The sequence below is a fragment of the Sphingobacterium sp. UBA7855 genome (assembly GCA_002500745.1).
Taxonomy (GTDB): Bacteria; Bacteroidota; Bacteroidia; order Sphingobacteriales; family Sphingobacteriaceae; genus Sphingobacterium.
Genome location: DLST01000011.1, coordinates 16,397 through 39,548, shown reverse-complemented (window position 1 = coordinate 39,548; position 23,152 = coordinate 16,397). Strand labels below are relative to the sequence as shown.

Sequence of the window (23,152 nt, the reverse complement as noted above, 5' to 3'; positions counted from 1 at the left end):
AAAGAAGATGAAAAAAATATATTATCCTTTAATTGCATTGGCCTTGTGTATGTCCTCCTGTAAAAATGTATTGGATATTGAGGACCTCAATTCGCTGGATGAAGCTAAGGTATGGGCTGATCCAAATCTAGTCAACGGATATCTTGCCAATTTATATCCATTATTTGGTAACTGGAATGCTGGTGCAGATGGAAATTCGGAACAACTGATCGGCATCGCTTTTCCATTGGATGCGGTTACCGTCAACAATACTTCTTACAAATCGTGGGATTATACAACCATCCGAAAAATCAATACGGCCATACAGAAGGTCAATGAAAGTACCTCACTAAAAGACGAGTTTAAAAAAACGGTGATTGGCCAGGCGTTGTTTATGCGTGCCTTTATGTATTTCAATATGGTCAGGATACACGGCGGTGTTCCTTATATTACGGTACCGCAAGATCTAAAAAATGATGATCTTAATGTGCCCCGTAATTCGACAAAAGAATGTTTTGAGCTGATCGTTAAAGATTTGGATCAGGCTATTTCGCAATTACCTAATACAATAGCAAAAGGAACTGCAGATTATGGGAAAATTGATGGTGATTTTGCAGCCGCTTTTAAAGCTAAGGTATTGCTATACAAAGCTTCACCACAGTTTAATCCTTCCAATCCTTATGGAAATGCCTATTGGCAGGAGGCCAATACCGCAAATAAATTAGCTTATGAGCAGCTTAAGGCGGATGGCTATAGTTTGACTCCAGATTATTCTAACATTGCGCTGGTTGAAAAAGGCCCTGAGGTTGTTTTTGCTGTTATTAATGCCTATCCAAATAAAGTGGCCAATTGGGATAATGGTGTACGTCCGGGATCCGAAAGTAGGGGGCCGGCCGGTTCCGTTCCATCCTGGGAATTTGTTAAAGCTTTTCCAATGAAAGATGGAAAGTTATATTCCGATCAAGCAGGTAAATATCATAAAACAGAAGAACAATTTTTACAATCCTATTGGGAAAACCGCGATCCACGTTTTGACAAATCTATCGTATGGAATGCAAAGGTTTATGAAGTGTCGGGCAAGACCGGCAAACGGCAATACACTTCGGTGGGTATTGCTCCAGCGTTGGACGATTTTGGTATAAACCCCAAAGCAAAAACACCTTCTTCCAATTTAGATCGGTATAGTGGATTCTTTATCTTAAAAAATTCTAAATTATCATTGAAGCAAACAGAAGTGGAGACGCAGTATGATGTGGACTTTGTGTTAATGCGTTATGCCGAAGTAATATTAAATTATGCTGAAACAGCTAATGAGACAGGAAACTTTGCAACAGCACTAGACTTGGTTACGCAAATAAGAAAAAGGGCGGGAATTGAGCCCGGTGCAGATAATAAATATGGGATAACAGCGACGACAAAAGAGCAATTGCGAGAAGCCATTTTAGCGGAGCGCAATATTGAGTTCTGCTTTGAGGGGCATCGTTTTTGGGATTTGCGAAGGTTGCGTAAACTCAATATACTAAACAATACAACGAAACATGGGGTTGAAGCTATTGCCATAAATTCCAATGGAACGGAGATGAATCTGGATGATGCGAATGCATTGGCCAAAACATATACGTTGAGAGAAAATCAGTTTAAATATAGCGTATTGCAGGTTCCAAGTACAGGGAACAAAGTAAATTTGGTGCCCGATACTTATTATTTTTTTCCAATTGCACAATCTGTCATTGACAAGAATCCAAATATCAAGCAGAATAAAGATTGGGGCGGAGCATTTAATCCAACCATGGATTAATTCATTCACTCTATATAGTATGGCAGAAAACTCCTCAAAAGTATTCGTCCCTCCTAAGAATGGGGCTATTCCGATGTAGGAGTTATGGAGTGTTCAATACCAATAAAACCACCTTCTGACTTTTGGTGAAGAAGGTGGTTTTATTGGTATTCTTTTTCTCGGAGTTACTTTCCGATACAGAACTTAGAAAAGATATTATCTAATAAATCGTCAGTAGAGACACTGCCTGTAATTTCACCAAGATGATATAAGGCTTGGCGAATATCCATTGCGAGAAAATCGGATGTGACCGGATTGTCTATACCGTATATCACCCTTTCTAGTGAATATGTTGTTTTTTGTAGTGCTTCCACATGGCGTATGTTTGTCACCATCACGTCATCTGTATTGAGATTTCCTAATTGTACCCGATTGATGAGTTCATCCTTTAATTCCTCTACACCTGTCTGCTCTTTTGCTGAAATATAAAGCGGATTAAGCACTTGATAAGCCGCTTTCTGTTCTTTAGAAAGTAGATCAGATTTATTTATAATGGTGACAAAAGGAATTTGGAGATTCTCAATCTCAGGTAACTGAGCTTGTACTTCTTCAACTTTGTCCTGTGTTGGATCGAAAAGGTAAATAATCAAGCGCGCCTGTTTCATCTTTTCGCGTGTACGTTCAACTCCTTTAGCTTCGATTATATCTGCAGTTTCCCGTATGCCTGCCGTGTCAATAAATCGGAATGTTACACCATGAATATTAATTTCATCCTCAATGGTGTCGCGGGTGGTTCCTGCGATGTCGGAAACAATAGCTCGTTCTTCATTTAAAAAGGCGTTCAGTAGCGTTGATTTTCCAACATTAGGTTTTCCGGCAATGACGACTGGTACACCGTTTTTTAAAACGTTTCCCTGTTCAAAAGATTGTATTAATTTTTGAACAATGACCTGTATTTTATGGATTAAATTTTTAAGCTGATCTCTGTTCGCAAATTCAACATCTTCTTCTGAAAAATCAAGCTCCAATTCGATAAGTGATGCAAAGTGTATGAGATCTTCGCGAAGGGATTTAAGCTGATTGGAAAACCCTCCCCGCATCTGTTGCATGGCTACTTGGTGGGATGCTGCCGAATTGGATGCAATCAAATCAGCGACTGCTTCCGCTTGGGATAGATCCATTCCGCCATTGAGGAAGGCACGTAAAGTAAATTCTCCCGGACGAGCTGCACGTGCTCCTTTTTTGATCAGTAAGCTAACAACTCTTTCGATAATGTATTTGGAGTTATGTGTTGATATTTCTACCGAATTTTCTTTGGTATAAGAGTTCGGGGCGACAAATAAGGACACAAGTACTTCATCGATAATTTCTTCACCATCGCGTATGGTTCCAAAATGAATCGTATGAGAGGCTTGTTGAAGCAGATTCTTTCCTTTAAATATTTCGTTCGTAATTTTTATGGCATGCTGACCTGAAACGCGTATGACTGCAATTGCTCCGTTTGTTCCGGAAGATGTCGCTAATGCAACAATTGTATCTTCAGTGTTATATCCCGTATTTGACATGCTGCAAAGATACATTAAATTGAAGTAATGGATTCTATATATTACGCGACAAATTAAAATTCGGTATGATCGATTAAACCTTTGTTCAAACATTGAAGTCATACCCATAGAAGCGCTTGTGAAAAACAAGATTGAAACACAGGCCGAACATGGTTAATTTTTAAATTTAAATTATACTGTTATGAGAAAGATAATATACTTTGCGTTGGCAATCGGCGGTTTGGTCTTCATGGCTCCCCAGCAATCTTCAGCTCAACATCGTGGACATGAACGTGAATGGAAACAGGACAAAGAGCGCAGAAAATATGAAGAGAAAAGGGATAAGGAATATCGAAAATATTTAGAAAAACGCGAAAAAGAAGATCGTAAATATCATAGAGAATTTGCTAAGTCTTATCGAAAAGGATACCGTTATGGAGTGCCTGCCTGGGCAAGTGCACATCGTTACGATAGTAGACATCATGTATACTTTAGAGATTACAAAACATTCTACGACCCTTATAGGGGAGGTTATGTCTATATGCGGAATGGTCGTTGGAATTTTTCAACACGTGTACCTTCATTTATGTTGAACGTCAATCTGGGAGCAGCTAATATTCGTGTGGTTAAAGAGGTGCCAATCAGTAGGCATCCCGAAGACTTTTATAATGACTATCGTTGGGATTAATTATAATTTATCTTTTTCATATAAAAAGCCTCAATCTTTGGAAGATGAGGCTTTTCTTTTTTTCTTCGATTGCTTAAAAGTAACCGTAAAAAAATAGCGCAGCAGAATCAGGACGAGTATCCTTTAATATACTATGTTTAACTCCTAAAAATGCTGTATGCTGTGTTAACGTGTTGTTCGCCGCCTATTCGTCCATTTCCATCTGATAGAGGTTATTGAACGCCTCTTGATGGTGTTCGAGAATCACCTTACGTTTCATTTTCAAGGTTGGCGTTAACTCCCCATTTTCAATGGTAAATTCATCTGTTAAAATAATTGGTTTCTTAATTTGCTCCCAATTGCCAAAATGCTGGTTCGCACGGCGTACCTCCTGATTGACTTTTTTTACAATAGTCGGGTCAGTCAGGAAATCATCTTTTGTCATGCTTGCAAGTTCAGGAGCATCTGTTCTGGCCCAGTCTAACAAATGAGCATAGTTTGGAACAATAAAGGCGGAGGCAAATTTCATTCCGTCACCAATCACCATTGCCTGTTCAATAAATTTAGATTCAACGAGTTTCGTTTCTATCGGCTGAGGAATGACATATTTTCCACCTGAAATTTTGAACATTTCCTTTTTTCGGTCGATGATTTTCAAGAACATCTCGTCTTCCCACTTCCCAATATCCCCGGTGTGCAGCCATCCATCAACGATAGTTTTATCCGTTTCGGTCTTATTCTTATAATATCCCATCATGACATTAGGCCCTTTAACAAGTATTTCGCCGTCTTCAGCTAGTTTTATTTCAACAAAACGGACGGGAAGCCCAACAGTGCCAATACGTATTCCTTTGATGTAGTGATTGACGGAAATTAATGGCGAGGCCTCGGTCATACCATAGCCTTCATATAAGGGGATACCAGCAGCAAGGAAAGCGCGTGTCAGTTTACTATGCAGGGAAGCTGATCCCGAAGCTACAGTGAGCAATTCTCCGCCGAGCGCTTCGTACCATTTATTGAGAACAAGCTGTTTGGCCAGTTTCAATTTGATATTATAACCAAAGCTCCTTTTCTTGGGATTGGGATCATATTCTTCTGCAATGTAAACTGCCCAGTCAAATAACTTTCTCTTGAAGCCGGTAAGATCGTGGCCTGTCTTCATTATTTTCTCGTAGACTTTCTCTAGAATACGGGGGACAACGGTCATGATATGAGGTTTTACCTCTCTTAGATTATCACCAATCTTATCAAAAGATTCTGCTATATAAATCGTAAAACCAAGGTGCATATACGTATATAAGACCATACGTTCGTAAGCATGGCAAGGGGGGAGAAATGTTAGACCTCGGTCGTATGCCTTACAGGGCGTAATTTCTGCAGCACCCAATACATTGGAAAATATATTATTATGCGAAAGCATAACACCTTTTGGTTTGCCTGTTGTACCGGAAGTATAAATCAGGGTAGCGAGATCTTCAGGTTTAACCTGGTCACGTAGCGTTGCTAGTTTTTCTAGAGAGCAATTGGACCCTATATCGTTAAGTTCTTTCCAGCTACGGGTTCCTTCCTGTTCGGCGATACAAAAAATATACTTCAATGTATAGATTGAGTCGGTTAGGTTCATCAGGCGATCGTACAAGCTCTTGTTACTAACGATGCAAACTCCGATTTCCGCATCATTAAAGATATACTGATAGTCTGTATCCGTAATATTTGGATAGATGGCGACCACTACTGCACCAATTTGCTGGATTGCAAAGTCAATCAAATGCCATTCCATACTGCTGCCGGCAATGAGACCGACTTTTTCGTTGGGTTTTACGCCAAGTTCAATCAGCCCTTTTGAGAGACTGTCTACTTGTTCAAGAAAATCTGCTGTTTTGATATAATTCCACTTGCCGTCCACTTTGCGTGCAAATATGTCAAGATTGGGGTATTTGTCGACCTGTTGACGTGCAAGATCAAATAATCTAAGTTTTTCTTCCATTTCAAATTGTATTCTTTTAAGCTCCGGAGGAGCACCCTTCCAGTATGAACTTTGTTTTAAGGAAAAAGTTTGCAAACATAAATAATAGTTTCAAAAATATGGAATGAAATTTTGTAATTAGGTTGTTTTGAGAGGACGAAGTGGGCGAGTGATAGTTAGCGTGCTTTTGCGCTTATCAAAAGTAGGATGTTTCTTGGAGACTATTTGCGTATAGGCTCTTAAGCAGATGGACTTGATGCCCACCAATTGTAAAAAAAGCTAGTCGTTATCGACTAGCTTTTCTTCTTTGTTTTTCTTTGATCAGAAGCCCGAGCTCTCGACCTGTCGCTCCTGCGACGGAAGTATTTTCTTGCGCTCTACGGAAAAGGTATGGCATGACTGCCTTAACCGGTCCATAGGGCATGTACTTGGCGACATTGTAGCCATGTGCAGCTAAATTGAAGCTCAGATTATCAGACATGCCCAATAATTGGGCAAAGTAAATGCGGTCGATTGATCTGTCGATACCACGTCTGTCAATTTCCTTTGCCAGTAACATGCTGCTGTCCTCATTGTGTGTACCCGCCATAAGTCCAAAGTTGTCCAAATGATCCAAGATAAATTCAATAGCTTCATTATAATCTCTGTCGGACGCTTCTTTATTTGGCTGGATAGGATCGGAATAACCTTTTTGAGCGGCGCGAGCACGTTCGATCTCCATGTAGGCGCCACGAACGATTTTAGCACCCATGTGAAATCCTCTAACTTTTGCGTATTCAAAGTCAGCTTTCAAAGATGCCAACTTATCACTACGGTACAATTGATAAGTATTATAAACAATAGGTTTTTCCATATTGTATTTTTCCATCATTTCACGAGCGATATCGTCAATGGCATCTTGAATCCATGAATGTTCAGCATCCACCAAAACTTTTACACCTGCTGCATGACATGCTTTACAGATGCGGTCAGTACGATCCAACATCCGTTGGTATTCTCCTTGTTCTGCCTCTGTTAAAGTTTCTTTGGCATTGACCTTTTCAAATAACTCAAAACGTCCTAATCCAGTTGGTTTAAATACTGAAAATGGAATGTATTTGTTTTTACTGGCTGCGACTACGGTGCGTAATACCTCGTTGCAGCAGGCGTCAAATGCTCTTTCAGTTTCTTCTCCTTCAACGGAATAATCCAGGATCGTCCCCACACCGTTCTCTCCCAATTCGTTAATTGCTGTTTCGCAACCTTCGATAGTCTCTCCCCCACAAAAATGCTTGAAGATTGTTTTGCGGATGATGCCCTGGATAGGCAATCCAATGTTCAGGGCAAAATTGGTCATTGACGGACCTACTTTTGTCAAGAAGTTATTCGCTATTATTTTGAATAACCAATACGCTCTTTCCAAATCCTTATCGCTTTTACTTTTAAAAGCAATCTCTGTATTATCAAAGGATAATGTTTTGGGCTCAGAATTCTCAATCATAATCTTTATTTGCAATAAGGCAAATGTAGCAATTTAGTAGGCATTAAAACGATGATTATTCTTGTATTACCCAGTTAAACCGCTATTTTTGTGAAATGCAAGAATTTAAAATCGAGGGCGAATATATACAGCTTATACAATTACTTAAAGCTTTAAATTGGGTAGAGCATGGTGCTATGGCTCAGTGGGTTGTGTCGGAAGGGTATGTGAAATATAACGGGCAGGTTGATTACCGGAAAAGACTCAAATTAAGACCAGGAGATGTTGTTGAATTTGATGGGATGCAAATAAAATTGGTGTAATATTAAACAATATTGGTAAATAGAAAACTTAAACCTTAAAGAATCGTAGAATGGAAGTCATAGAAAGTTTGGGCTATCAGGTATATTTTGATGATACGTTGGCCTCTTTAGAGGCGTTTTTAGCTGAGCGCAATTACTCAAAGATCATCGTATTGGTGGATACCAATACTTTGGATAATTGTTTGCCGCTATTTCAGCAAGCTTTACCCAATTTAGCGAATTATGATGTGATAGAAGTAGATCCGGGCGAAGAAAATAAAAATATTGATTTCTGTATTGGTGTATGGCATAATATGCTCGATTTCGGAGCCGATCGACATTCATTGATGATCAATCTTGGTGGTGGTGTGGTGACTGACATGGGAGGATTTGCCGCATCGACTTTCAAAAGAGGAATGGATTTTATTCAAATTCCGACGACTTTACTTTCCCAGGTAGACGCATCAGTTGGAGGTAAAACCGGTATTGATATGGGAAGTGTGAAAAATATTATTGGCACTTTTGCACAACCCGAAGCTGTATTTATTTCAAGCCAGTTTTTGAAGACCTTAGATCAACGTCAGTTAATCTCAGGTTTTGCTGAAGTCATCAAACATGGACTGATCTTCGATCGGGCTTATTATGAGCGAGTGAAAACACTGGAGATCGATCAAATCGATAATTCTTTGGTCAAACATTCTGTTTCGATCAAAAACCGTGTCATCCTTGAGGATCCGAAAGAAAAGGGGCTGCGTAAAATTTTAAATTTTGGCCACACAATTGGTCATGCTATTGAGGGTTATTCGTTGTTGAACGATGCTTCACCTTTATTACATGGAGAAGCTATTGCAGTAGGAATGATTTGTGAGGGGTATCTATCGCATAAATTGAATGGATTGCCTTTGGATGAATTAAACGATTTGATCCAAACTTTTAGAAAATATTTCAACGACTACACATTTCATTCTTCGATTGATACAGCCTTGTTGGATCTGATGCGAAATGATAAGAAAAACCTGTCCAATCAGATCGGTTTCGCATTGCTTGACCAAATTGGCAGTTGTCAATATGATATCTACGTTTCTGAGGAAGATATTATTGAAAGTCTTGATTTTTACCGTGAGCTAATCACACAGTAATAAAATGGAAAAGCCGTGGAACGGGAGTATGCACGGCTTTTCTTTACAGCTATTTTTATCGCAATTTCATTGCGGAAAATAGTAAACCTAAACTTAAATCATCATAATAACCATTTATATCATGAATAGAATCTTCATTTTTCTGTTTCTTCTCTTGGGGATATCAGCTGCTGTTCAGGCACAAAGGCAAGTATTGATCTTTAGTAAGACAAAGGGGTTTAGGCACGGAAGCATCGAAAAGGGTGCACAGGTACTTAAACAATTGCTAGAGAAAGAAAAGATAAAATCTGATCATTCAGAGGATGCTGCATTGTTTACAGACCAAGGATTGAAAAAATATGACGCTGTTATCTTTCTGAGCACAACTGGCGATATTCTCGATAATGTGCAACAGGAAGCTTTTGTGCGGTATATCCAATCAGGAAAAGGTTTTGTGGGTATCCATGCGGCGACGGATACTGAGTTCGATTGGCCATGGTATAACGGCCTTGTAGGCGCCTATTTTGCGTCTCATCCTGCTGTACAAAAAGCCAAAATTGATGTGCTGGACAGAAAACATCCGGCCACCAAGCACCTTGATCCGATCTGGTGGCACAAGGATGAATGGTATAATTTCAAGGACGTGAAGGACGGATTACATGTTTTGATGAATTTGGATGAAAAAAGCTACCAAGGTGGAAAAATGGGGGATCAACATCCAATCTCCTGGACCCAAAGCTACGATGGAGGAAAAGTCTTCTATACTGGGCTTGGACATACTGATGAGTCTTATGACGAACCTGAGTTCCAAAAACATTTAATTGGAGGAATTTTATCTGTTCTTCCCAAGAAAAAGTAACTTATTTATCGTTGGCGTTTTCTTAACTAGGGCATGTTACATGATTCTATTTGTCCATATCAAAACGAAAAGTTCCAAATGGTTATTCCATTTGGAACTTTTTTATAATGGATAGCGAAATGGCAAGAGAACCAATTTTGCCATTTGATCGGGGTTAATAGTCCAGTTTATATTTTACACCGATACTAAACCAACGCCCGGGCATTGGAACGGCGGCTGCTTCAATATAGCGCTTATCCAGTATATTTTGCACATCTGCAAAGATATTTAATTCATGGAATTGGTAGGCCGCCCTTATATCTGCAATAAAATAAGATTTGTAACTTATACGTTCATTAAAACGGTTGGAACTGGTTAACATCCAATTTTTGTGATTTATTGTAAAATTGACTATAACTTGGTGCCGTAGGCTCTCTATGGCATATTTAGACAGTATTCCATCGGCTAATGTCACACTGGGATGAAGATAATTGTAGCTGAGGGTGGTAAAATAGCGTGTTGTAGCGCTGGGGTCATTTAAATTGTATCGGAATGATGCATTCAATCCATCGATTTTGTTTTTTCCGATATTCGTTGGTTTCCAAGGAATAATTGTTCCAGTTCCGGCATTGGCATCATCTTTTTGCCAATCGATGAAATTGTCTATTTTCCGATGGAAATAACCCGCCTGGGCAACAATTCGATTTGATAGGTACTTGATCCCCCCCTCAATCTGATAGGCATTTTCGGAGGTAAGGTTTGGATTTCCGATGTTGGCCGTTTGATTATTGTAAAGATCGGTAAAAGAAGGAATACGTTGGCTTGATCCTGCATTAACGATAATCTTCCAATGCTCAGTAATATCGTAACCTAAATCGAGACCTGGAAAGACCTGCCAGCCAAATTTCGAGTTGTAATTGATATAGGCTCCGGCATTGATCATCAGTTTTTCTATCGCTTCAGTCTTGAATTCTAGATAGCCACCGTAATTCTCGCGCTTATGACGGCCAATACTGGTGCTATTGATGTGTTCAAATCTACCTTCAAGCCCTATGCCGAAGGTTCCATAATGCTGCTCCAACGCGGCATTAATTTCTGCACCAAAAACATTGCTATAGTGTTTGGCTCTTCCTTTTGTCGTTTCCCTTCCTAAATACCAATATTCATCTTCATTATAACGATTGCTGAAACGTGGACTAAGAGAAAACGTCGAAGTTATTTGATGCTTTGACTGCAGGGAAGCGAAAGCGGTCTTAACCTGCTCATAAGCTTCCCTATCACTAGGAGCAGCATAGTAACCATTAGCACCAAATTGATTGTTGATATAGCCAATGTTCGCGTTTACCATATTGCCTGTACTAGGTTTATAGGTCCCGTCGTAATATAATTTATTACTGTTAGATGCAGTGTTGTAACGTTGTCCATTCGAATCTTCGTGGCCAAAATATAATCCGTGGCTGGTTTTTTTAGTTAGAAACTGTGATCCAAGCTGAACGCCTTTACCATAATACATTCCTGTAGTTGTCTGTTCATTATCTTTGAATGAGGATCCGCTGTATATTTGGGAACTAATCTGATTTGATTCAATTCTCTTTGTTACGATATTAATGGCTCCTGTGAGTGCGTTAATGCCGAAAATTCTTGATGCTGGTCCTCGTATGATTTCGATACGTTCAATCGCGTCGAGCGGAACCGGTATATTCATGTTGTGGTGAGCGCTTTGTGGGTCTGTAATTTTAACGCCATTGAGTAGAATTGCTGTTTGTTCAAACGAACCGCCATCCACACTAATGTCTGCCTGTGAACCAAATGGTCCGCGTTGCCGAATATCAACTCCCGGGATACTGCTGAGTAATTCATTTATCGATCGATTAGGAAGTCTTTGTATATCTTCCTGCATCAATATTTGGATATTTTTGCTTTGTTTGGAAAAAGGGATTTGTAAACGATTTTGATTAATGATAACTTCTCCTAATGCTGTTGTATCTTGAATCTGTGCAGTTGCAGATACAATACTTAAAGTTATTGCAAGGTTTGTCAACGTAAATTTTTTATTCAACATGCTCTTATACATTTTACACTGCAAAAGTAGCTTAGTTGACCACAACACAAGTGGTCCGGTATGAATAATTTAAATAGTCCAGTTGTATGGTGTGTTTTTACATCCACTCTTCACGGCCGATCGGCTTTCTATCAATGATTTCGATTTGATCTTGTTTGCTATTGATTTTTATTTTCTCGATGTTGCTTAAATTTGGTTGCCCAGATTCAAGCCAAGCGGAATACCAATAGGAGGCAACACGTAAGATGGTTTTTTGCATTCTCCTTTCCACCATTCGGTTCATGGCTTCATGATAGGCTCTGGCATAATTATCAGAGTAGGTCCATACCAGTTGATTGTTTCGTTCAATAAATGATTTTTTTTGAGATGCCTTAAATTGACGATTGACATCGGCTTCAATTGTTAAGACAGAATCCACAAGCCGATTACTTTCGTAAACAATAGCCCAGGCTTCTTGCAGAGGATCTTTGATATAGCTCGCTTTTCCGACGCGAAGGTTGTATTTTTCGGAAAACATTTCCGGTAATCGGCTTTCCCAGAATGCATGTATGCCTAATTGATTGGTGAATTGTCCATTGTAATTTTTAGTCGTATGCAATGGAACATGGGCATCTGCAATATAATGACCTAGTTCTGCCGAGTGTTTGATGATCAGATTATAATCTTTTGCCTGAAAAGCTTTCACTAGCTTTTGGTAGGTTAAATAAATTTGCCACGGAACAATACCATTTTTTAACAACTGTTTTTCCTGATATTTTTCTTTCGCTTTTGACCAATGAATGGGTATGGAATCATTTTTTCCATCTTCTTCATAATCTTCTATATCTATAAAATGCCGGGGACCTTCAGCACTATCGGTGTAGCAGCGTTTATCTGGGTCAACAGCCTTCTCGGTAATCAGATCGATATTGTCTTTATAGAATTTCGCCATCTTCGCCGGCAATGCGAATACGGCATAATGGTTAATTTTTTTATGTGCAAAAAATCCCCATGAGGTAAAAATCGGTATCCAAATTAGTGAAAGTATCGTATACAACAGAAATTTCATGGTTTATTGAACTGGCTATTAAATAATTGTTGATAATAAATATACAAAAAGGAGGATTAAAAAGAGATTAATAGATTTTTTTGATGTTAATTTATATTTTCTTAACCTAACTAAACAATAAAATAATATTGATAATCGTTAAAATTGATTAATTTGCCGACACAAAATACAGTCGTTATGAAGATATTGTATGCCGTACAAGGGACAGGAAATGGACATCTTAGCCGTGCGATGGATATTGTCCCCTGTTTGAGAGCGTTAGGAGAAGTTGATGTTTTGGTGAGTGGAATTCAAGCAGATCTATCACTTCCTTTTGAGGTTAAATATCGTTTTCACGGGTTGAGTTTTATTTTTGGTAAGTCTGGTGGGGTAGATTTGTGGAAAACCTTTATGAGTTCGACTATTCGTAAATTTACAAATGAAATTAAGAGTTTGCCAATTGAAAACTATGATTTGGTGATCAACGATTTTGAGCCGATCTCGGCTTGGGCTTGTCATTCTAAAGATTTAGAATGCATTGGATTGAGCCATCAGATTGCTGCCTTAGATCCGTCGAGTCCTAAACCAGAAGAGAGCGATATGCTGGGTAAGTTCATCATGAAAAACTATGCACCCTCCACACATTCTTACGGTTTCCATTTTAAGCGTTATGGCAAGAATATTTATCCGCCTGTTATCCGTAACGCTGTTCGTGATTTGATTGTAACAGATCAAGGTCATTATACGGTTTATCTACCAGCATACGACGATGCACATCTTTTGAAGCACTTGATGAAGTTTCCAGATGTGCATTGGGACGTTTTTAGTAAACATAATTCGAAGGCATTCGAAATGAAAAATGTAACGATTAGGCCTATAAATAACCAATCTTTTATAAATAGTATGGCATCTTCTTCTGGAGTTTTATGTGGGGCAGGTTTTGAAACACCGGCAGAAGCGTTATATTTGAAAAAGAAACTGTTAGTTATCCCAATGAAGAACCAATATGAACAGCATTTGAATGCTGCATCGTTGGAAGAAATGGGAGTGCCTGTAATTTCGAGCTTAAAACAGAAAAACATGCTGGCGATAGAAGCCTGGCTCAACAGTAAATCTAGGGTTGAAGTTGATTACCCTAATATCACACAGGAAATTATAAATGAAATCGTGCAGAAGCACCGTTAAACAAAGATGAAATATATTGCATTAGCCCTATTATCCTTGACAACAGTCACAGGATTTGCTCAACAAAAAAAAACGAACACGACGGCGAAGAAGAAGGTCGTCTCAACTAAACCAAGTACAACAAATCAACTGAAAACGAAGGCCGATTCTGTTTCTTATGCATTTGGTGCCGATATAGGAAATTCTCTAAAATCTATTGAGATCGATTACTTGAAGTCTGATGTGATTGCAAAAGCGATTTCGGATGTCTTGAAAGGGGATAAATCGCTATTGGAAGAAGGCCAAGGAAGAGCTGTGATCCAACAGGCGATCATGGACGTTCGTGCTAAAAAAGAGGCTGCTAGCCGTGCTGAAGAAGATAAATTTTTCGTAGAAAATGCAAAGGTTGTTGGGATGAAATCTACGGCTGAAGGGATTCAATATCTTGTTCTAAATGAGGCGGAAGGCCCAAAGCCAAAAAGTGACGATGAGGTAACTGTGCATTATAAAGGTACCTTACTTAATGGAAAGCAATTTGATAGCTCATACGACCGTAAGGAGCCATTGAAACTATCCTTGGGTCAAGTGATCAAAGGTTGGCAGATTGGCATCCCGTTAATGTCCAAGGGGGCAAAGTATAAATTTTTTATACCTAGTAGATTAGCCTATGGCGAACGGGCGACAGGTGAAATTCCTGCAAACAGCACATTGGTGTTTGAGGTAGAATTGCTTGATATTGGTGCAAATGGAACAACGTAAATTAGGAAATACAAGCTTAATCGTTTCGGAAATAGGTTTGGGCTGTATGTCTTTAAAAAGTAATCAGTCCAAACAATCCAAAGATATTATTCAAAAAGCTTACGAGAACGGAATCACTTTCTTTGACACCGCTGATCTTTACGATAAAGGGTTAAACGAGATGATCGTCGGGGAGAGTGTGCAAAGCTTTCGCAAGCATATTGTTTTGGCGTCGAAAGTTGGTAACCTCTGGCGTGCAGATGGATCCGGCTGGGATTGGAAGGCTTCGAAAGACTATATTATCAAAGCTGTGGAAGGTTCGTTGTCACGTTTAAAAACGGATTACATCGACCTCTATCAGTTACATGGTGGTACGATAGAAGATCCGATAGAGGAGATTGTTGAAGCGTTTGAGCTGTTGAAGCAACAGGGGAAAATTCGTGCTTACGGTCTTTCATCCATTCGCCCAAATGTTATCAAGGCATTTTTGTCCAAATCTGACATTGCTTCAGTAATGATGCAATACAGTCTATTGGATAGAAGACCAGAAGAAGAAATAAGTCGCTTGTTAGATGAACAGGGTATAAGTATCGTCGTACGTGGTGTATTAGCCAAAGGCGTTCTCATCAACAAGCCAATAGAACCTTTTCTTCAGTATAGTTCGGGAGAGGTGGCCCATATTGTGAGAAACTTGGCAAACCTTTCCAAACGTATCGGGAAAGACAATATGGTTGTTGCACTTTCTTATGTGCTTTCTAACGCAGCTGTTGCTACGGCACTCGTTGGTGTGAGTACCAAATTGCAATTGGATGAATTGATCAGAGCAAAAGCGCAGATGATCAAATTAAGTGATTTGGATAAGCAGGTTCTATTGGAAGGTGTCCGGTCGTTATATTATACCGAACACCGGTAAGCTTTACTATTTATTGAAAAATAGTCTTAATATTTTAGCGAGGTCTTCTTTTGTATCTACGGCGACAGTTTCATGCGTTGTAATTGCCGTTTGAATGGCGTAGCCATTTTCTAACCAGCGTAGCTGTTCCAGAGCCTCTGCTTCTTCTAGCATAGAAATAGGAAGTTGTGTCAGGGCTTTTAATGTATCTACCTGGTAAGCATATATTCCGATATGTTTATAGAATGTTTGCCTTTGTAACCATTGATCTTTTTCCACAGCTCTTAAAAAAGGAATGGTCTGCCTACTAAAGTAGATGGCTTCTCCTTTGGTGTTTCGGACAACTTTAGGGATGTTTACATTGAATAGTTCCTCCTCCGCAGTAATTTCCTTGATTAGGGTCGCTATCTGCGTAGTGGTATCTTCAAAACAATGTGCTAAAAGATCAATTTGTGCGGGGTCTATAAAGGGTTCGTCACCCTGGATATTGATGGCAACATCATAACCTTCTATATTGGTGATGACTTCAGCACAACGATCAGTTCCCGATTGATGGTGCTCTGCGGTCATGACAACTTCGCCACCAAAAGAACGTACAGTTTCTGCGATGCGTTGGTCGTCAGTTGCTACAACAACATCGTTTAATTTTGTTGATTTTTTGACCTGTTCGTAGACCCGCTGAATCATCGTTTTTCCTTCGATGTCGATCAGCGGTTTTCCAGGGAATCTGCTCGATGCATATCGGGCAGGAATAATACCTAAAAATTTCATTTTTTACTATTTATCGTTGGCTGAGGAAATGCGAGTTTATCAAAAAGCCTGTAAAATTAAGTGTCTTACAGGCTTTTTGATATCGCAATTATTCGAATAATCCGTATAATTCGGCTTCGATTTTTTGAATGATATTGCCGAGGTCCTCTGGGTTTGTGGTGAAATCCAGGTTGTCCTTGTCCAGAATCATGACCTTACCTTCTTTGTAATTATTGATCCATTTATCGTATTTATCGTTCAGCTTAGACAGGTAATCTAAGCGAATTGCGGATTCATAGTCACGCCCCCTTTTTTGGATATTATTCACCAGCGTAGGGACAGAGGCTTTGAGGTAAATCAATAAATCTGGCGGTTTGATATAATGGATAATGCTTTGAAAAATATTACTATAGTTTTCAAAATCACGTGCGCTCATTAAACCCATATCATACAAGTTTTCGGCAAAGATATAAGCGTCTTCATAAATGGTACGATCCTGAATCATATCAATGCCAGTTTCCTGCAGTTTTACAATATGTCTAAAGCGGCTGTTGAGGAAAAAAATCTGAAGATTGAATGCCCAGCGTTTCATGTCCGAATAAAAATCTTCCAGATAAGGATTGTTGTCTACAGCTTCAAACTGAGGTTCAAATTTAAAGTGACTGGCCAACATTTCGGTCAATGTTGTTTTGCCGGCACCTATATTTCCAACGATAGCGATGTGCATATTATTTCTAGCTTAATAAAATCTTTTAATACCAATAATCTCACGAACTTCTTTCAGCGTCTTGTGCGCGGATTCGCTTGCTTTTTCAGCGCCCATTTTTGCAACTTTAGCAATGTATGCATCATCGTTTGATATATCCTCTATACGGGAGCGTACATCGTTGGTTGCAAGGACCATATCTTCTGCCAATTGTTTTTTGAAATCACCATAACGAATTTCGCATTTGTTATAGCGTTCATCAAAATGCTGTAACGTATCTGCAGTAGATACGACCTTCATTAAATCAAAAAGATTTTGGATAGCTTCAGGCTTAGGCTGGTTCATTTCCGTCGGACCAGAATCGGATACAGCGCGCATCACTTTTTTACGAATTACGGTTTCACTGTCCGATAGATAAATACAATCTGCTTCACCATTGGATTTACCCATTTTTCCCTGGCCTGAAAGTCCGGGAACTTTCACCAATTTGTCAGCGTAGGAGAACGCAAACGCTTCTTTAAAATAATCTACGTTGTATAAGCGATTGAAGCGATTGCCAAAAGTCCGCGTCATCTCCAAATGCTGTTCCTGATCTTTTCCTACGGGCACTTTTGTGCCATGATGAATCAATATATCAGAGGCCATCAAGACCGGATAGGTCAGTAAACCTGCGTTAACATTGTCTGGACTGCTTCTAACTTTATCTTTAAATGCGGTAGCGCGTTCAAGCTCGCCGAGATAGGCGTTCATATTCATATATAGGTAGAGTTCCGAAACTTCTGGAACATCTGACTGAACATAAATAGTCGATTTTTCGGGGTCTATTCCTGCAGCTAAATATTCAACAATAACTTGGCGAACCGTTCCCTGAAGCCCATGGGGAGTGGGGTGAGTCGTTAGTGAATGTAAATCTGCAATGAAAAAAAAGCAATTATATTCGTTTTGCATTTTCACAAAATTGCTCAATGCGCCGTAGTAATTTCCTAAATGTAATTTTCCGGTACTTCTGATACCGCTAACAACTGTTTCCATATTCCTGCGAATTTACGCATAAATTTGACAAAGTCGAATTAAATTCGGTCCGTGACTTCCTTTTTAGGGACTGCGTTATTTTTTTAATTTTTTAGCTTCATTCCAATAAACGTCCATTTCTTCTAGACTCATTTCCTGCAGTTGTTGCTTATTTTCAGCGGCTTTTTGTTCTAAATAGGTAAACCGTTCAATGAATTTTTTATTGGTGCGTTCAAGTGCATTTTCGGGATTTATGCCAATATGCCGTGCATAATTTATTAAGGAGAATAAAAGGTCGCCAAATTCGCCTTCCGCTTTTTCCTGATCCATTGGAAGTGCTGTCTCCAGATTAAATTCTGCTTTGAATTCGGCAAGCTCTTCCTCTACTTTTTCCCATACTTGTTTCTTATCTTCCCAGTCAAATCCGATACCGCGAACTTTATCTTGGATACGATAGGCCTTTACCAAAGCGGGTAGGCCTTTTGGGACACCAGCAAGAACAGATGTATTGCCTTCTTTGAGCTTGATTGTTTCCCAATTGGACTTGACTTGATCTTCTGTATCAGCATTGGTGTCGCCATAGATGTGTGGATGGCGCGTAATCAACTTATCACAGACCGCATTAAGTACGTCGACCATGTTGAAATATCCTTCTTCTTCGGCAATGCGGGCATAGAATACCAGATGCATCAAGACGTCACCAAGTTCTTTTTTGATTTCTGGATAATCTTTTTCCAAAATGGAGTCTGTTAATTCATACATTTCCTCCATAGTCAAATGTCGAAGTGATTCCATGGTCTGTTTTTTATCCCATGGGCATTCGATCCTTAAGGTGTATAAGACATCGAGTAATCGTTGAAACGCCAATTGAGGTGTGTGTTGATACGTCGGTGCTGCTAGTTTTGCCATATTTCATCGTGTTGGTAGCACAAAAGTAGAAATATGATTTTGAATAAACTATTTCAAATTGCGGAAAACAAAACCGTTTTGTCAGTCGTTTTATAATAAAATTTAACGTTTAGATCGGATTTAGAACACTCAACTATGGAAAGAATGCACGGGTACTCCTCTGCCAGCGTTGCTTTAGAAAAATTAAGCAACATGGGTTATACAATTGACTATAATATTGAATTTGATGATCTGTTAGCTCATGCAGATCAGTATAAAATTGATTATTTATTTCGTTATGAAGGTGCATCTGATCCTGATGATGAATCCTCCGTTTATGGTATCAGCAATGAATCGGGGCAGAAAGGCGTTTTTGTTGCTGGCAACCTATCTTTAATAGAGGGCAAAAAGCGTGATATTCTCCTTCAATTAGAACTAAAGGAGCGCGAGCGGTAACTTTATCAAAAAATAAGCATTTCAAAACAGTTGCCTTTAGTTAGCAAAATTGATTTCGTAAGGTTGAATTATAAAAAATAATTTAATGTTTGTTTATTATTTATTAATAATGAATAAAACCTTTTAAATTCTATACTATGATTTTTTATATCGGCATTTTCGCAATTATCGTCGCGGTCTGCGTAATATTTTCTCTAATAATGATGAAAAAACAAAAAGAGACTGCTAGAAAGTACGAAGGTGAATCTGGAATTAACCTAGGGCCAGATGTAAGAGATGAGTTGTTAAAGGATGAATTCGTAGAATTAAAAAAGCAGCTGAATGGTGCTCCGATAGAGGCTTTTACGCAATGTGCTTATATAGCGACAGTTGGTGATAAGGTTGCCGGAGCTGCGGCAACAGCGGCGAAAACTGTAGCATGGGCAGCTGTTGGTGTGAAGGCTCGTTATAATGAGCGGGATAATGCTTCTTATCTCGTGCTAAGTGACAACGAATTGCATTACGTATTTTTTGACGAAGGGCGAGCTAGGGATCATTTTGTATTTGACCATCAATCCTTAATTAGTGCTCAGAACGCTCAGATTAGCAATTCTGAAAAATTAACGCGCATGGGATCTGTGATGGGCTTAAAACCAAAGAAAATGCATTTTGATATTAATGGAAATGGGCTCGATATTATTTATTACGGCACTGTTCAGCGTATGCCACATGATATTATTTCTCCAGGTTCAGGTATGTTTGAAACACAGGCGAGGCTTCAGTTGATGGGGCGTTTGTTTTTGGACAGGTTATATAAAAAATATCCACAGCTGCAGGGTTAAGTTTGCAAGAAATGTCATTTTAGTTTCGTTTTAATTGAAGTAAGTGGTCTTTTTGACTTGATTCCGCATTGCTTTTAGTAAATTGTCTGTATCATAAATTTATATCATATGAAAGTTTTAGCGGATAAAGTAGCTATAGTAACGGGAGCTGGTTCGGGGATCGGACTAGCCGTTGCATTGGCCTATGGTAAAGAAGGAGCAAAGGTTGTAGTCTCGGATATCAACGAGCAAGCAGGGCATGAGGCTGTAAAACAAATTGAATCGGTAGGTGGGGTTGCTGTATTTTTTAAAGCAAATACTTCCTCTGCGGCTGATAATGAGTCGTTGGTTAGTTTTGCTATTGAAAAGTTTGGTAGGCTTGATGTGGCCTGCAATAATGCTGGTATTGGCGGTGAGGCTGCTCTCACTGGAGATTATAGTTTGGATGGATGGAAAAAAGTGATTGATATTAATTTCAACGGCGTATTTTATGGATGCAAATATCAAATCGAGGCGATGGAAAAGAGCGGTGGTGGTGTGATTGTAAATATGGCGTCGATACACGGCACTGTTGCTGCTCCTATGTCGAGTGCCTATACATCTGCAAAACATGCAGTAGTGGGGTTGACAAAGAATATTGGTGCTGAATATGGTCAAAAAAACATTCGATGTAATGCCGTCGGGCCTGGATATATTGATACTCCATTATTAGCTCAGCTGGATAAAGAACATATCGACACATTGATAGGCAAACACCCTATTGGACGTCTAGGAAAAGCGGAAGAAGTGGCTGAACTTGTTCTATTTTTAAGTTCGGATAAATCGTCCTTTATGACTGGTGGATATTATTTAATCGATGGCGGTTATACTTCGATTTAGTACTATTTTCGAACAGAAGTACATAAATAGATGCCCTCAAAAGTGAATAACTTCTGGGGGCATCTATTTGTAAGCTAACCACAGATAGTCTAAATTTCAAACGCTTTGATCCTTATTTAATACATTTAAGTACTATTGGCTAAAGCGATAGACAGTTTTTCAATCATGCCCTAAAGTGTTGCTGATTTTTCAATCCAGTAAATCGACATTATTCAAAATGCTACTATTTTCTTAAAACTTATCTATTAATAAATGATACATATTCACCTTGTTATAGATTTATTTTGTATTTTAATAAGGAATAACACCATACCGTTATAAATGGAAGTCATCATGAGAAAAATTTTTTTTACTTTTTTTGCTTTATTAACTACTTCAATTCTCCTTGCTCAGATGCCGAGGGTAAAGGTGGAAGAAGGAATATTGGAGGGTATTGTCCTTCCAAGTGGGGTACAGTCCTTTCGAGGAATTCCTTTTGCAAAACCGCCAGTGGGTGTTCTCAGATGGAAAGAACCTCAGCCTGCTGAACATTGGTCTGGTATTCGAAAGGCCGATCATTTTGGTTATTCTCCCATGCAGAAGCCGATCTATGGGGATATGCGTTTTCGGTCGCCAGGAATAAGCGAAGACTGTCTTTATTTGAATGTCTGGCGCCCAACTTCCATAGGATCAGGTAAGCTTCCAGTTTTAGTTTATTTTTATGGTGGTGGATTCAATGCTGGCGATGGGTCAGAAAGTCGTTATGATGGTGAAAGTTTTGCAAAAGAAGGGCTGATTGTTGTTACTGTCAACTATCGCCTTGGTATTTTTGGCTTTTTTGCCCATCCTTCATTAACAGAAGAGTCGCCGACAAACGCATCTGGAAATTATGGATTACTTGATCAGCATGCCGCTTTGGTTTGGGTCAGAAAGAATATAACTGCATTTGGGGGGAATCCCGATGAAATTACCATTGGCGGCGAGTCTGCTGGTAGCATGTCTGTGTCTGCTCAAATGGCTAGTCCGCTGTCTAAAGGACTGTTTAAGCGTGCGATAGGCCAAAGTGGGAGTATTTTTAATTTGAAGTATGGTACGGCCTCTATTGCCGAGCAGGAGCAACAGGGGGTGGCCTTCGCGACGCGTATAAATGTTGATAGACTTGATAAGCTTAGGGAAATCCCCGCCGCTGAACTACTTGATAAAGCCAGTGAACCGGGGGCTTTTACAACTCGTTTGATTGTTGATGGCTATTTTCTGCCTAAATCTCCTTTGGCCATTTTTGAGGCAGGGGAACAGTCAAAAGTTCCACTACTAGCCGGATGGACATCTACGGAAGTACCATATACAGCGTACATGGGTAAATATTATCCATCTCCCGAGAATTATGAGAAATTGGTGAGAGCGCAATATGGCGTTAATGCCGACGAAGCGCTAGCGCTTTATCCTGGTAAGACTGAGACACAAGTCATTCGGTCAGCAACTGCATTAGCTAGTGATAATTTTATTGTTTATAGCACGTGGAAATGGCTTGACCTGCAAAGAGAAAGTAGTGGACAGCCAACCTACGTTTATATATTCGATAAGCCGCGTCCACCTATGAAACCCATCTACAGTGATGTGCAATCTGGACTCGCTGGAGGAATCACCAAAAAATCGAATCAAGAACAGAAGGATAACAATCCTCCGCCTTTATCCGGAGCATTTCACGCGAGTGATATCGAATATTTATTGGGAAATCTGCAGAGCAATGATGTGTTTGCCTGGTCTGACGCTGACTATAGCGTGTCTACAATTGGTCAGCAGTATTTCATTAATTTTATAAAAACGGGAGATCCAAACGGTAAGGGTCTTGCTATCTGGCCAAAAACCACTGCAAAAGATAAACGTATGCATATCTTGAATCTAAATATCGATATTAAATCATCCACCGAAGAATTTAGGGATAGATATCTCTTCCTTGATAAATTTTTTGTTGATCATAAACATACATCGAGGTAGATTAATAGATCCACTAATTTTATGGGATCAGATAAATCTATTTTTCTGACAAATAATCAGACGAGGTAAAAAACTATTTATCATTACTAGCTGTTATCATTGAAGATTTTAGTCAAAAACGATATTTTTCCGTAAAGCCAGTCCATAATTTG

21 protein-coding genes are annotated in these 23,152 nt (G+C 39.3%); 12 read left to right on the top strand and 9 right to left on the bottom strand.

All coding sequences use genetic code 11. The features are described 5' to 3' along the window. The first annotated feature begins 7 nt into the window (after positions 1-7). Complete coding sequence (locus tag B2107_RS08965) at positions 8-1,777, top strand: RagB/SusD family nutrient uptake outer membrane protein (RefSeq protein ID WP_293955157.1); 1,770 nt, start codon at positions 8-10, stop codon at positions 1,775-1,777. Positions 1,778-1,941: 164 nt separating this feature from the next. Here the strand turns inward: B2107_RS08965 and mnmE are convergent, their stop codons facing one another. Then, complete coding sequence (gene mnmE, locus B2107_RS08960) at positions 1,942-3,321, bottom strand: tRNA uridine-5-carboxymethylaminomethyl(34) synthesis GTPase MnmE (protein ID WP_293955155.1); 1,380 nt, start codon at positions 3,319-3,321, stop codon at positions 1,942-1,944. 181 nt (positions 3,322-3,502) lie between these two features. Between mnmE and B2107_RS08955 the strand changes: the two genes are divergently transcribed. Then, a complete protein-coding gene (locus B2107_RS08955; RefSeq protein WP_293955153.1) occupies positions 3,503-3,988 on the top strand; it encodes a hypothetical protein in 486 nt (161 codons plus the stop codon). A gap of 184 nt (positions 3,989-4,172) precedes the next feature. Here the strand turns inward: B2107_RS08955 and B2107_RS08950 are convergent, their stop codons facing one another. Both B2107_RS08950 and B2107_RS08945 read right to left on the bottom strand, forming a co-directional pair. Next, positions 4,173-5,954 (bottom strand): AMP-dependent synthetase/ligase, encoded by a 1,782-nt coding sequence (locus B2107_RS08950; protein WP_293955152.1) that lies wholly within the window; start codon positions 5,952-5,954, stop codon positions 4,173-4,175. A 265-nt stretch (positions 5,955-6,219) separates the two neighbouring features. After that, the gene (locus B2107_RS08945; RefSeq protein ID WP_293955150.1) at positions 6,220-7,413 is read right to left on the bottom strand and encodes a proline dehydrogenase family protein; all 1,194 of its coding nucleotides are present in this window, start codon (positions 7,411-7,413) and stop codon (positions 6,220-6,222) included. A gap of 95 nt (positions 7,414-7,508) precedes the next feature. On the opposite strand from B2107_RS08945, the gene B2107_RS08940 reads away from it, so the two are divergent. From B2107_RS08940 to B2107_RS08930, 3 genes are all read left to right on the top strand, one after another. Continuing rightward, positions 7,509-7,715 (top strand): RNA-binding S4 domain-containing protein, encoded by a 207-nt coding sequence (locus tag B2107_RS08940; protein WP_293880833.1) that lies wholly within the window; start codon positions 7,509-7,511, stop codon positions 7,713-7,715. Between the two features lie 50 nt (positions 7,716-7,765). Then, positions 7,766-8,833 (top strand): 3-dehydroquinate synthase, encoded by a 1,068-nt coding sequence (gene aroB / locus B2107_RS08935; protein WP_293955149.1) that lies wholly within the window; start codon positions 7,766-7,768, stop codon positions 8,831-8,833. Between the two features lie 121 nt (positions 8,834-8,954). Further along, the gene (locus B2107_RS08930) at positions 8,955-9,671 is read left to right on the top strand and encodes a ThuA domain-containing protein (RefSeq protein WP_293955147.1); all 717 of its coding nucleotides are present in this window, start codon (positions 8,955-8,957) and stop codon (positions 9,669-9,671) included. Positions 9,672-9,825: 154 nt separating this feature from the next. Here B2107_RS08930 and B2107_RS08925 read toward each other — a convergent pair whose 3' ends face one another. Together B2107_RS08925 and B2107_RS08920 are read right to left on the bottom strand one after the other, a co-directional pair. Further along, a complete protein-coding gene (locus B2107_RS08925; protein WP_293955145.1) occupies positions 9,826-11,712 on the bottom strand; it encodes a TonB-dependent receptor plug domain-containing protein in 1,887 nt (628 codons plus the stop codon). Between the two features lie 97 nt (positions 11,713-11,809). Continuing rightward, a complete protein-coding gene (locus B2107_RS08920) occupies positions 11,810-12,760 on the bottom strand; it encodes a zinc dependent phospholipase C family protein (RefSeq protein ID WP_293955143.1) in 951 nt (316 codons plus the stop codon). Positions 12,761-12,937: 177 nt separating this feature from the next. On the opposite strand from B2107_RS08920, the gene B2107_RS08915 reads away from it, so the two are divergent. Genes B2107_RS08915 through B2107_RS08905 form a run of 3 tightly spaced genes read left to right on the top strand, consistent with a single transcriptional unit; the run spans position 12,938 to position 15,554 of the window. After that, positions 12,938-13,924 carry a glycosyltransferase family protein gene (locus B2107_RS08915; RefSeq protein WP_293955141.1) on the top strand — a complete coding sequence of 329 codons (987 nt, stop codon included), beginning with the start codon at positions 12,938-12,940 and terminating at the stop codon, positions 13,922-13,924. 6 nt (positions 13,925-13,930) lie between these two features. Beyond that, entirely contained in the window at positions 13,931-14,662 is a 732-nt protein-coding gene (locus B2107_RS08910) for an FKBP-type peptidyl-prolyl cis-trans isomerase (protein WP_293955140.1), read from the top strand. Further along, positions 14,649-15,554: an aldo/keto reductase gene (locus tag B2107_RS08905; protein WP_293955138.1), complete on the top strand. Its 906-nt coding sequence runs from the start codon at positions 14,649-14,651 to the stop codon at positions 15,552-15,554. Before B2107_RS08910 ends, B2107_RS08905 begins: the two co-directional genes overlap by 14 nt. A gap of 6 nt (positions 15,555-15,560) precedes the next feature. On the opposite strand, the gene kdsB is transcribed toward B2107_RS08905, so the two are convergent. The 4 genes from kdsB to mazG form a co-directional block, all read right to left on the bottom strand. Continuing rightward, on the bottom strand, positions 15,561-16,304 hold the full coding sequence (kdsB, locus tag B2107_RS08900) for a 3-deoxy-manno-octulosonate cytidylyltransferase (protein ID WP_145327419.1): 744 nt from the start codon (positions 16,302-16,304) through the stop codon (positions 15,561-15,563). Between the two features lie 88 nt (positions 16,305-16,392). Then, complete coding sequence (locus tag B2107_RS08895) at positions 16,393-17,010, bottom strand: deoxynucleoside kinase (protein WP_145327418.1); 618 nt, start codon at positions 17,008-17,010, stop codon at positions 16,393-16,395. Positions 17,011-17,022: 12 nt separating this feature from the next. Further along, a complete protein-coding gene (gene trpS, locus B2107_RS08890) occupies positions 17,023-18,021 on the bottom strand; it encodes a tryptophan--tRNA ligase (protein WP_293955134.1) in 999 nt (332 codons plus the stop codon). Positions 18,022-18,096: 75 nt separating this feature from the next. After that, the gene (gene mazG, locus B2107_RS08885; RefSeq protein ID WP_293955132.1) at positions 18,097-18,909 is read right to left on the bottom strand and encodes a nucleoside triphosphate pyrophosphohydrolase; all 813 of its coding nucleotides are present in this window, start codon (positions 18,907-18,909) and stop codon (positions 18,097-18,099) included. 135 nt (positions 18,910-19,044) lie between these two features. On the opposite strand from mazG, the gene B2107_RS08880 reads away from it, so the two are divergent. The 4 genes from B2107_RS08880 (at position 19,045) to B2107_RS08865 (ending at position 23,000) form a co-directional block, all read left to right on the top strand. Continuing rightward, positions 19,045-19,344: a hypothetical protein gene (locus tag B2107_RS08880; RefSeq protein WP_293955130.1), complete on the top strand. Its 300-nt coding sequence runs from the start codon at positions 19,045-19,047 to the stop codon at positions 19,342-19,344. Positions 19,345-19,544: 200 nt separating this feature from the next. Further along, positions 19,545-20,165 carry a hypothetical protein gene (locus B2107_RS08875; RefSeq protein ID WP_293955128.1) on the top strand — a complete coding sequence of 207 codons (621 nt, stop codon included), beginning with the start codon at positions 19,545-19,547 and terminating at the stop codon, positions 20,163-20,165. 108 nt (positions 20,166-20,273) lie between these two features. Beyond that, positions 20,274-21,023, top strand: coding sequence for an SDR family NAD(P)-dependent oxidoreductase (locus B2107_RS08870; protein WP_293955126.1), 750 nt, complete (start codon positions 20,274-20,276; stop codon positions 21,021-21,023). A 333-nt stretch (positions 21,024-21,356) separates the two neighbouring features. After that, a complete protein-coding gene (locus tag B2107_RS08865) occupies positions 21,357-23,000 on the top strand; it encodes a carboxylesterase/lipase family protein (protein WP_293955125.1) in 1,644 nt (547 codons plus the stop codon). Positions 23,001-23,152: the final 152 nt, after the last annotated feature.

What these genes read in the sequence shown, in the direction of transcription:
- B2107_RS08965 (WP_293955157.1), top strand. Translation starts at nt 8, where the DNA reads ATGAAAAAAATATATTATCCTTTAATTGCATTGGCCTTGTGTATGTCC.
- mnmE (WP_293955155.1), bottom strand. Translation starts at nt 3,321, where the DNA reads ATGTCAAATACGGGATATAACACTGAAGATACAATTGTTGCATTAGCG.
- B2107_RS08955 (WP_293955153.1), top strand. Translation starts at nt 3,503, where the DNA reads ATGAGAAAGATAATATACTTTGCGTTGGCAATCGGCGGTTTGGTCTTC.
- B2107_RS08950 (WP_293955152.1), bottom strand. Translation starts at nt 5,954, where the DNA reads ATGGAAGAAAAACTTAGATTATTTGATCTTGCACGTCAACAGGTCGAC.
- B2107_RS08945 (WP_293955150.1), bottom strand. Translation starts at nt 7,413, where the DNA reads ATGATTGAGAATTCTGAGCCCAAAACATTATCCTTTGATAATACAGAG.
- B2107_RS08940 (WP_293880833.1), top strand. Translation starts at nt 7,509, where the DNA reads ATGCAAGAATTTAAAATCGAGGGCGAATATATACAGCTTATACAATTA.
- aroB (WP_293955149.1), top strand. Translation starts at nt 7,766, where the DNA reads ATGGAAGTCATAGAAAGTTTGGGCTATCAGGTATATTTTGATGATACG.
- B2107_RS08930 (WP_293955147.1), top strand. Translation starts at nt 8,955, where the DNA reads ATGAATAGAATCTTCATTTTTCTGTTTCTTCTCTTGGGGATATCAGCT.
- B2107_RS08925 (WP_293955145.1), bottom strand. Translation starts at nt 11,712, where the DNA reads ATGTTGAATAAAAAATTTACGTTGACAAACCTTGCAATAACTTTAAGT.
- B2107_RS08920 (WP_293955143.1), bottom strand. Translation starts at nt 12,760, where the DNA reads ATGAAATTTCTGTTGTATACGATACTTTCACTAATTTGGATACCGATT.
- B2107_RS08915 (WP_293955141.1), top strand. Translation starts at nt 12,938, where the DNA reads ATGAAGATATTGTATGCCGTACAAGGGACAGGAAATGGACATCTTAGC.
- B2107_RS08910 (WP_293955140.1), top strand. Translation starts at nt 13,931, where the DNA reads ATGAAATATATTGCATTAGCCCTATTATCCTTGACAACAGTCACAGGA.
- B2107_RS08905 (WP_293955138.1), top strand. Translation starts at nt 14,649, where the DNA reads ATGGAACAACGTAAATTAGGAAATACAAGCTTAATCGTTTCGGAAATA.
- kdsB (WP_145327419.1), bottom strand. Translation starts at nt 16,304, where the DNA reads ATGAAATTTTTAGGTATTATTCCTGCCCGATATGCATCGAGCAGATTC.
- B2107_RS08895 (WP_145327418.1), bottom strand. Translation starts at nt 17,010, where the DNA reads ATGCACATCGCTATCGTTGGAAATATAGGTGCCGGCAAAACAACATTG.
- trpS (WP_293955134.1), bottom strand. Translation starts at nt 18,021, where the DNA reads ATGGAAACAGTTGTTAGCGGTATCAGAAGTACCGGAAAATTACATTTA.
- mazG (WP_293955132.1), bottom strand. Translation starts at nt 18,909, where the DNA reads ATGGCAAAACTAGCAGCACCGACGTATCAACACACACCTCAATTGGCG.
- B2107_RS08880 (WP_293955130.1), top strand. Translation starts at nt 19,045, where the DNA reads ATGGAAAGAATGCACGGGTACTCCTCTGCCAGCGTTGCTTTAGAAAAA.
- B2107_RS08875 (WP_293955128.1), top strand. Translation starts at nt 19,545, where the DNA reads ATGATGAAAAAACAAAAAGAGACTGCTAGAAAGTACGAAGGTGAATCT.
- B2107_RS08870 (WP_293955126.1), top strand. Translation starts at nt 20,274, where the DNA reads ATGAAAGTTTTAGCGGATAAAGTAGCTATAGTAACGGGAGCTGGTTCG.
- B2107_RS08865 (WP_293955125.1), top strand. Translation starts at nt 21,357, where the DNA reads ATGAGAAAAATTTTTTTTACTTTTTTTGCTTTATTAACTACTTCAATT.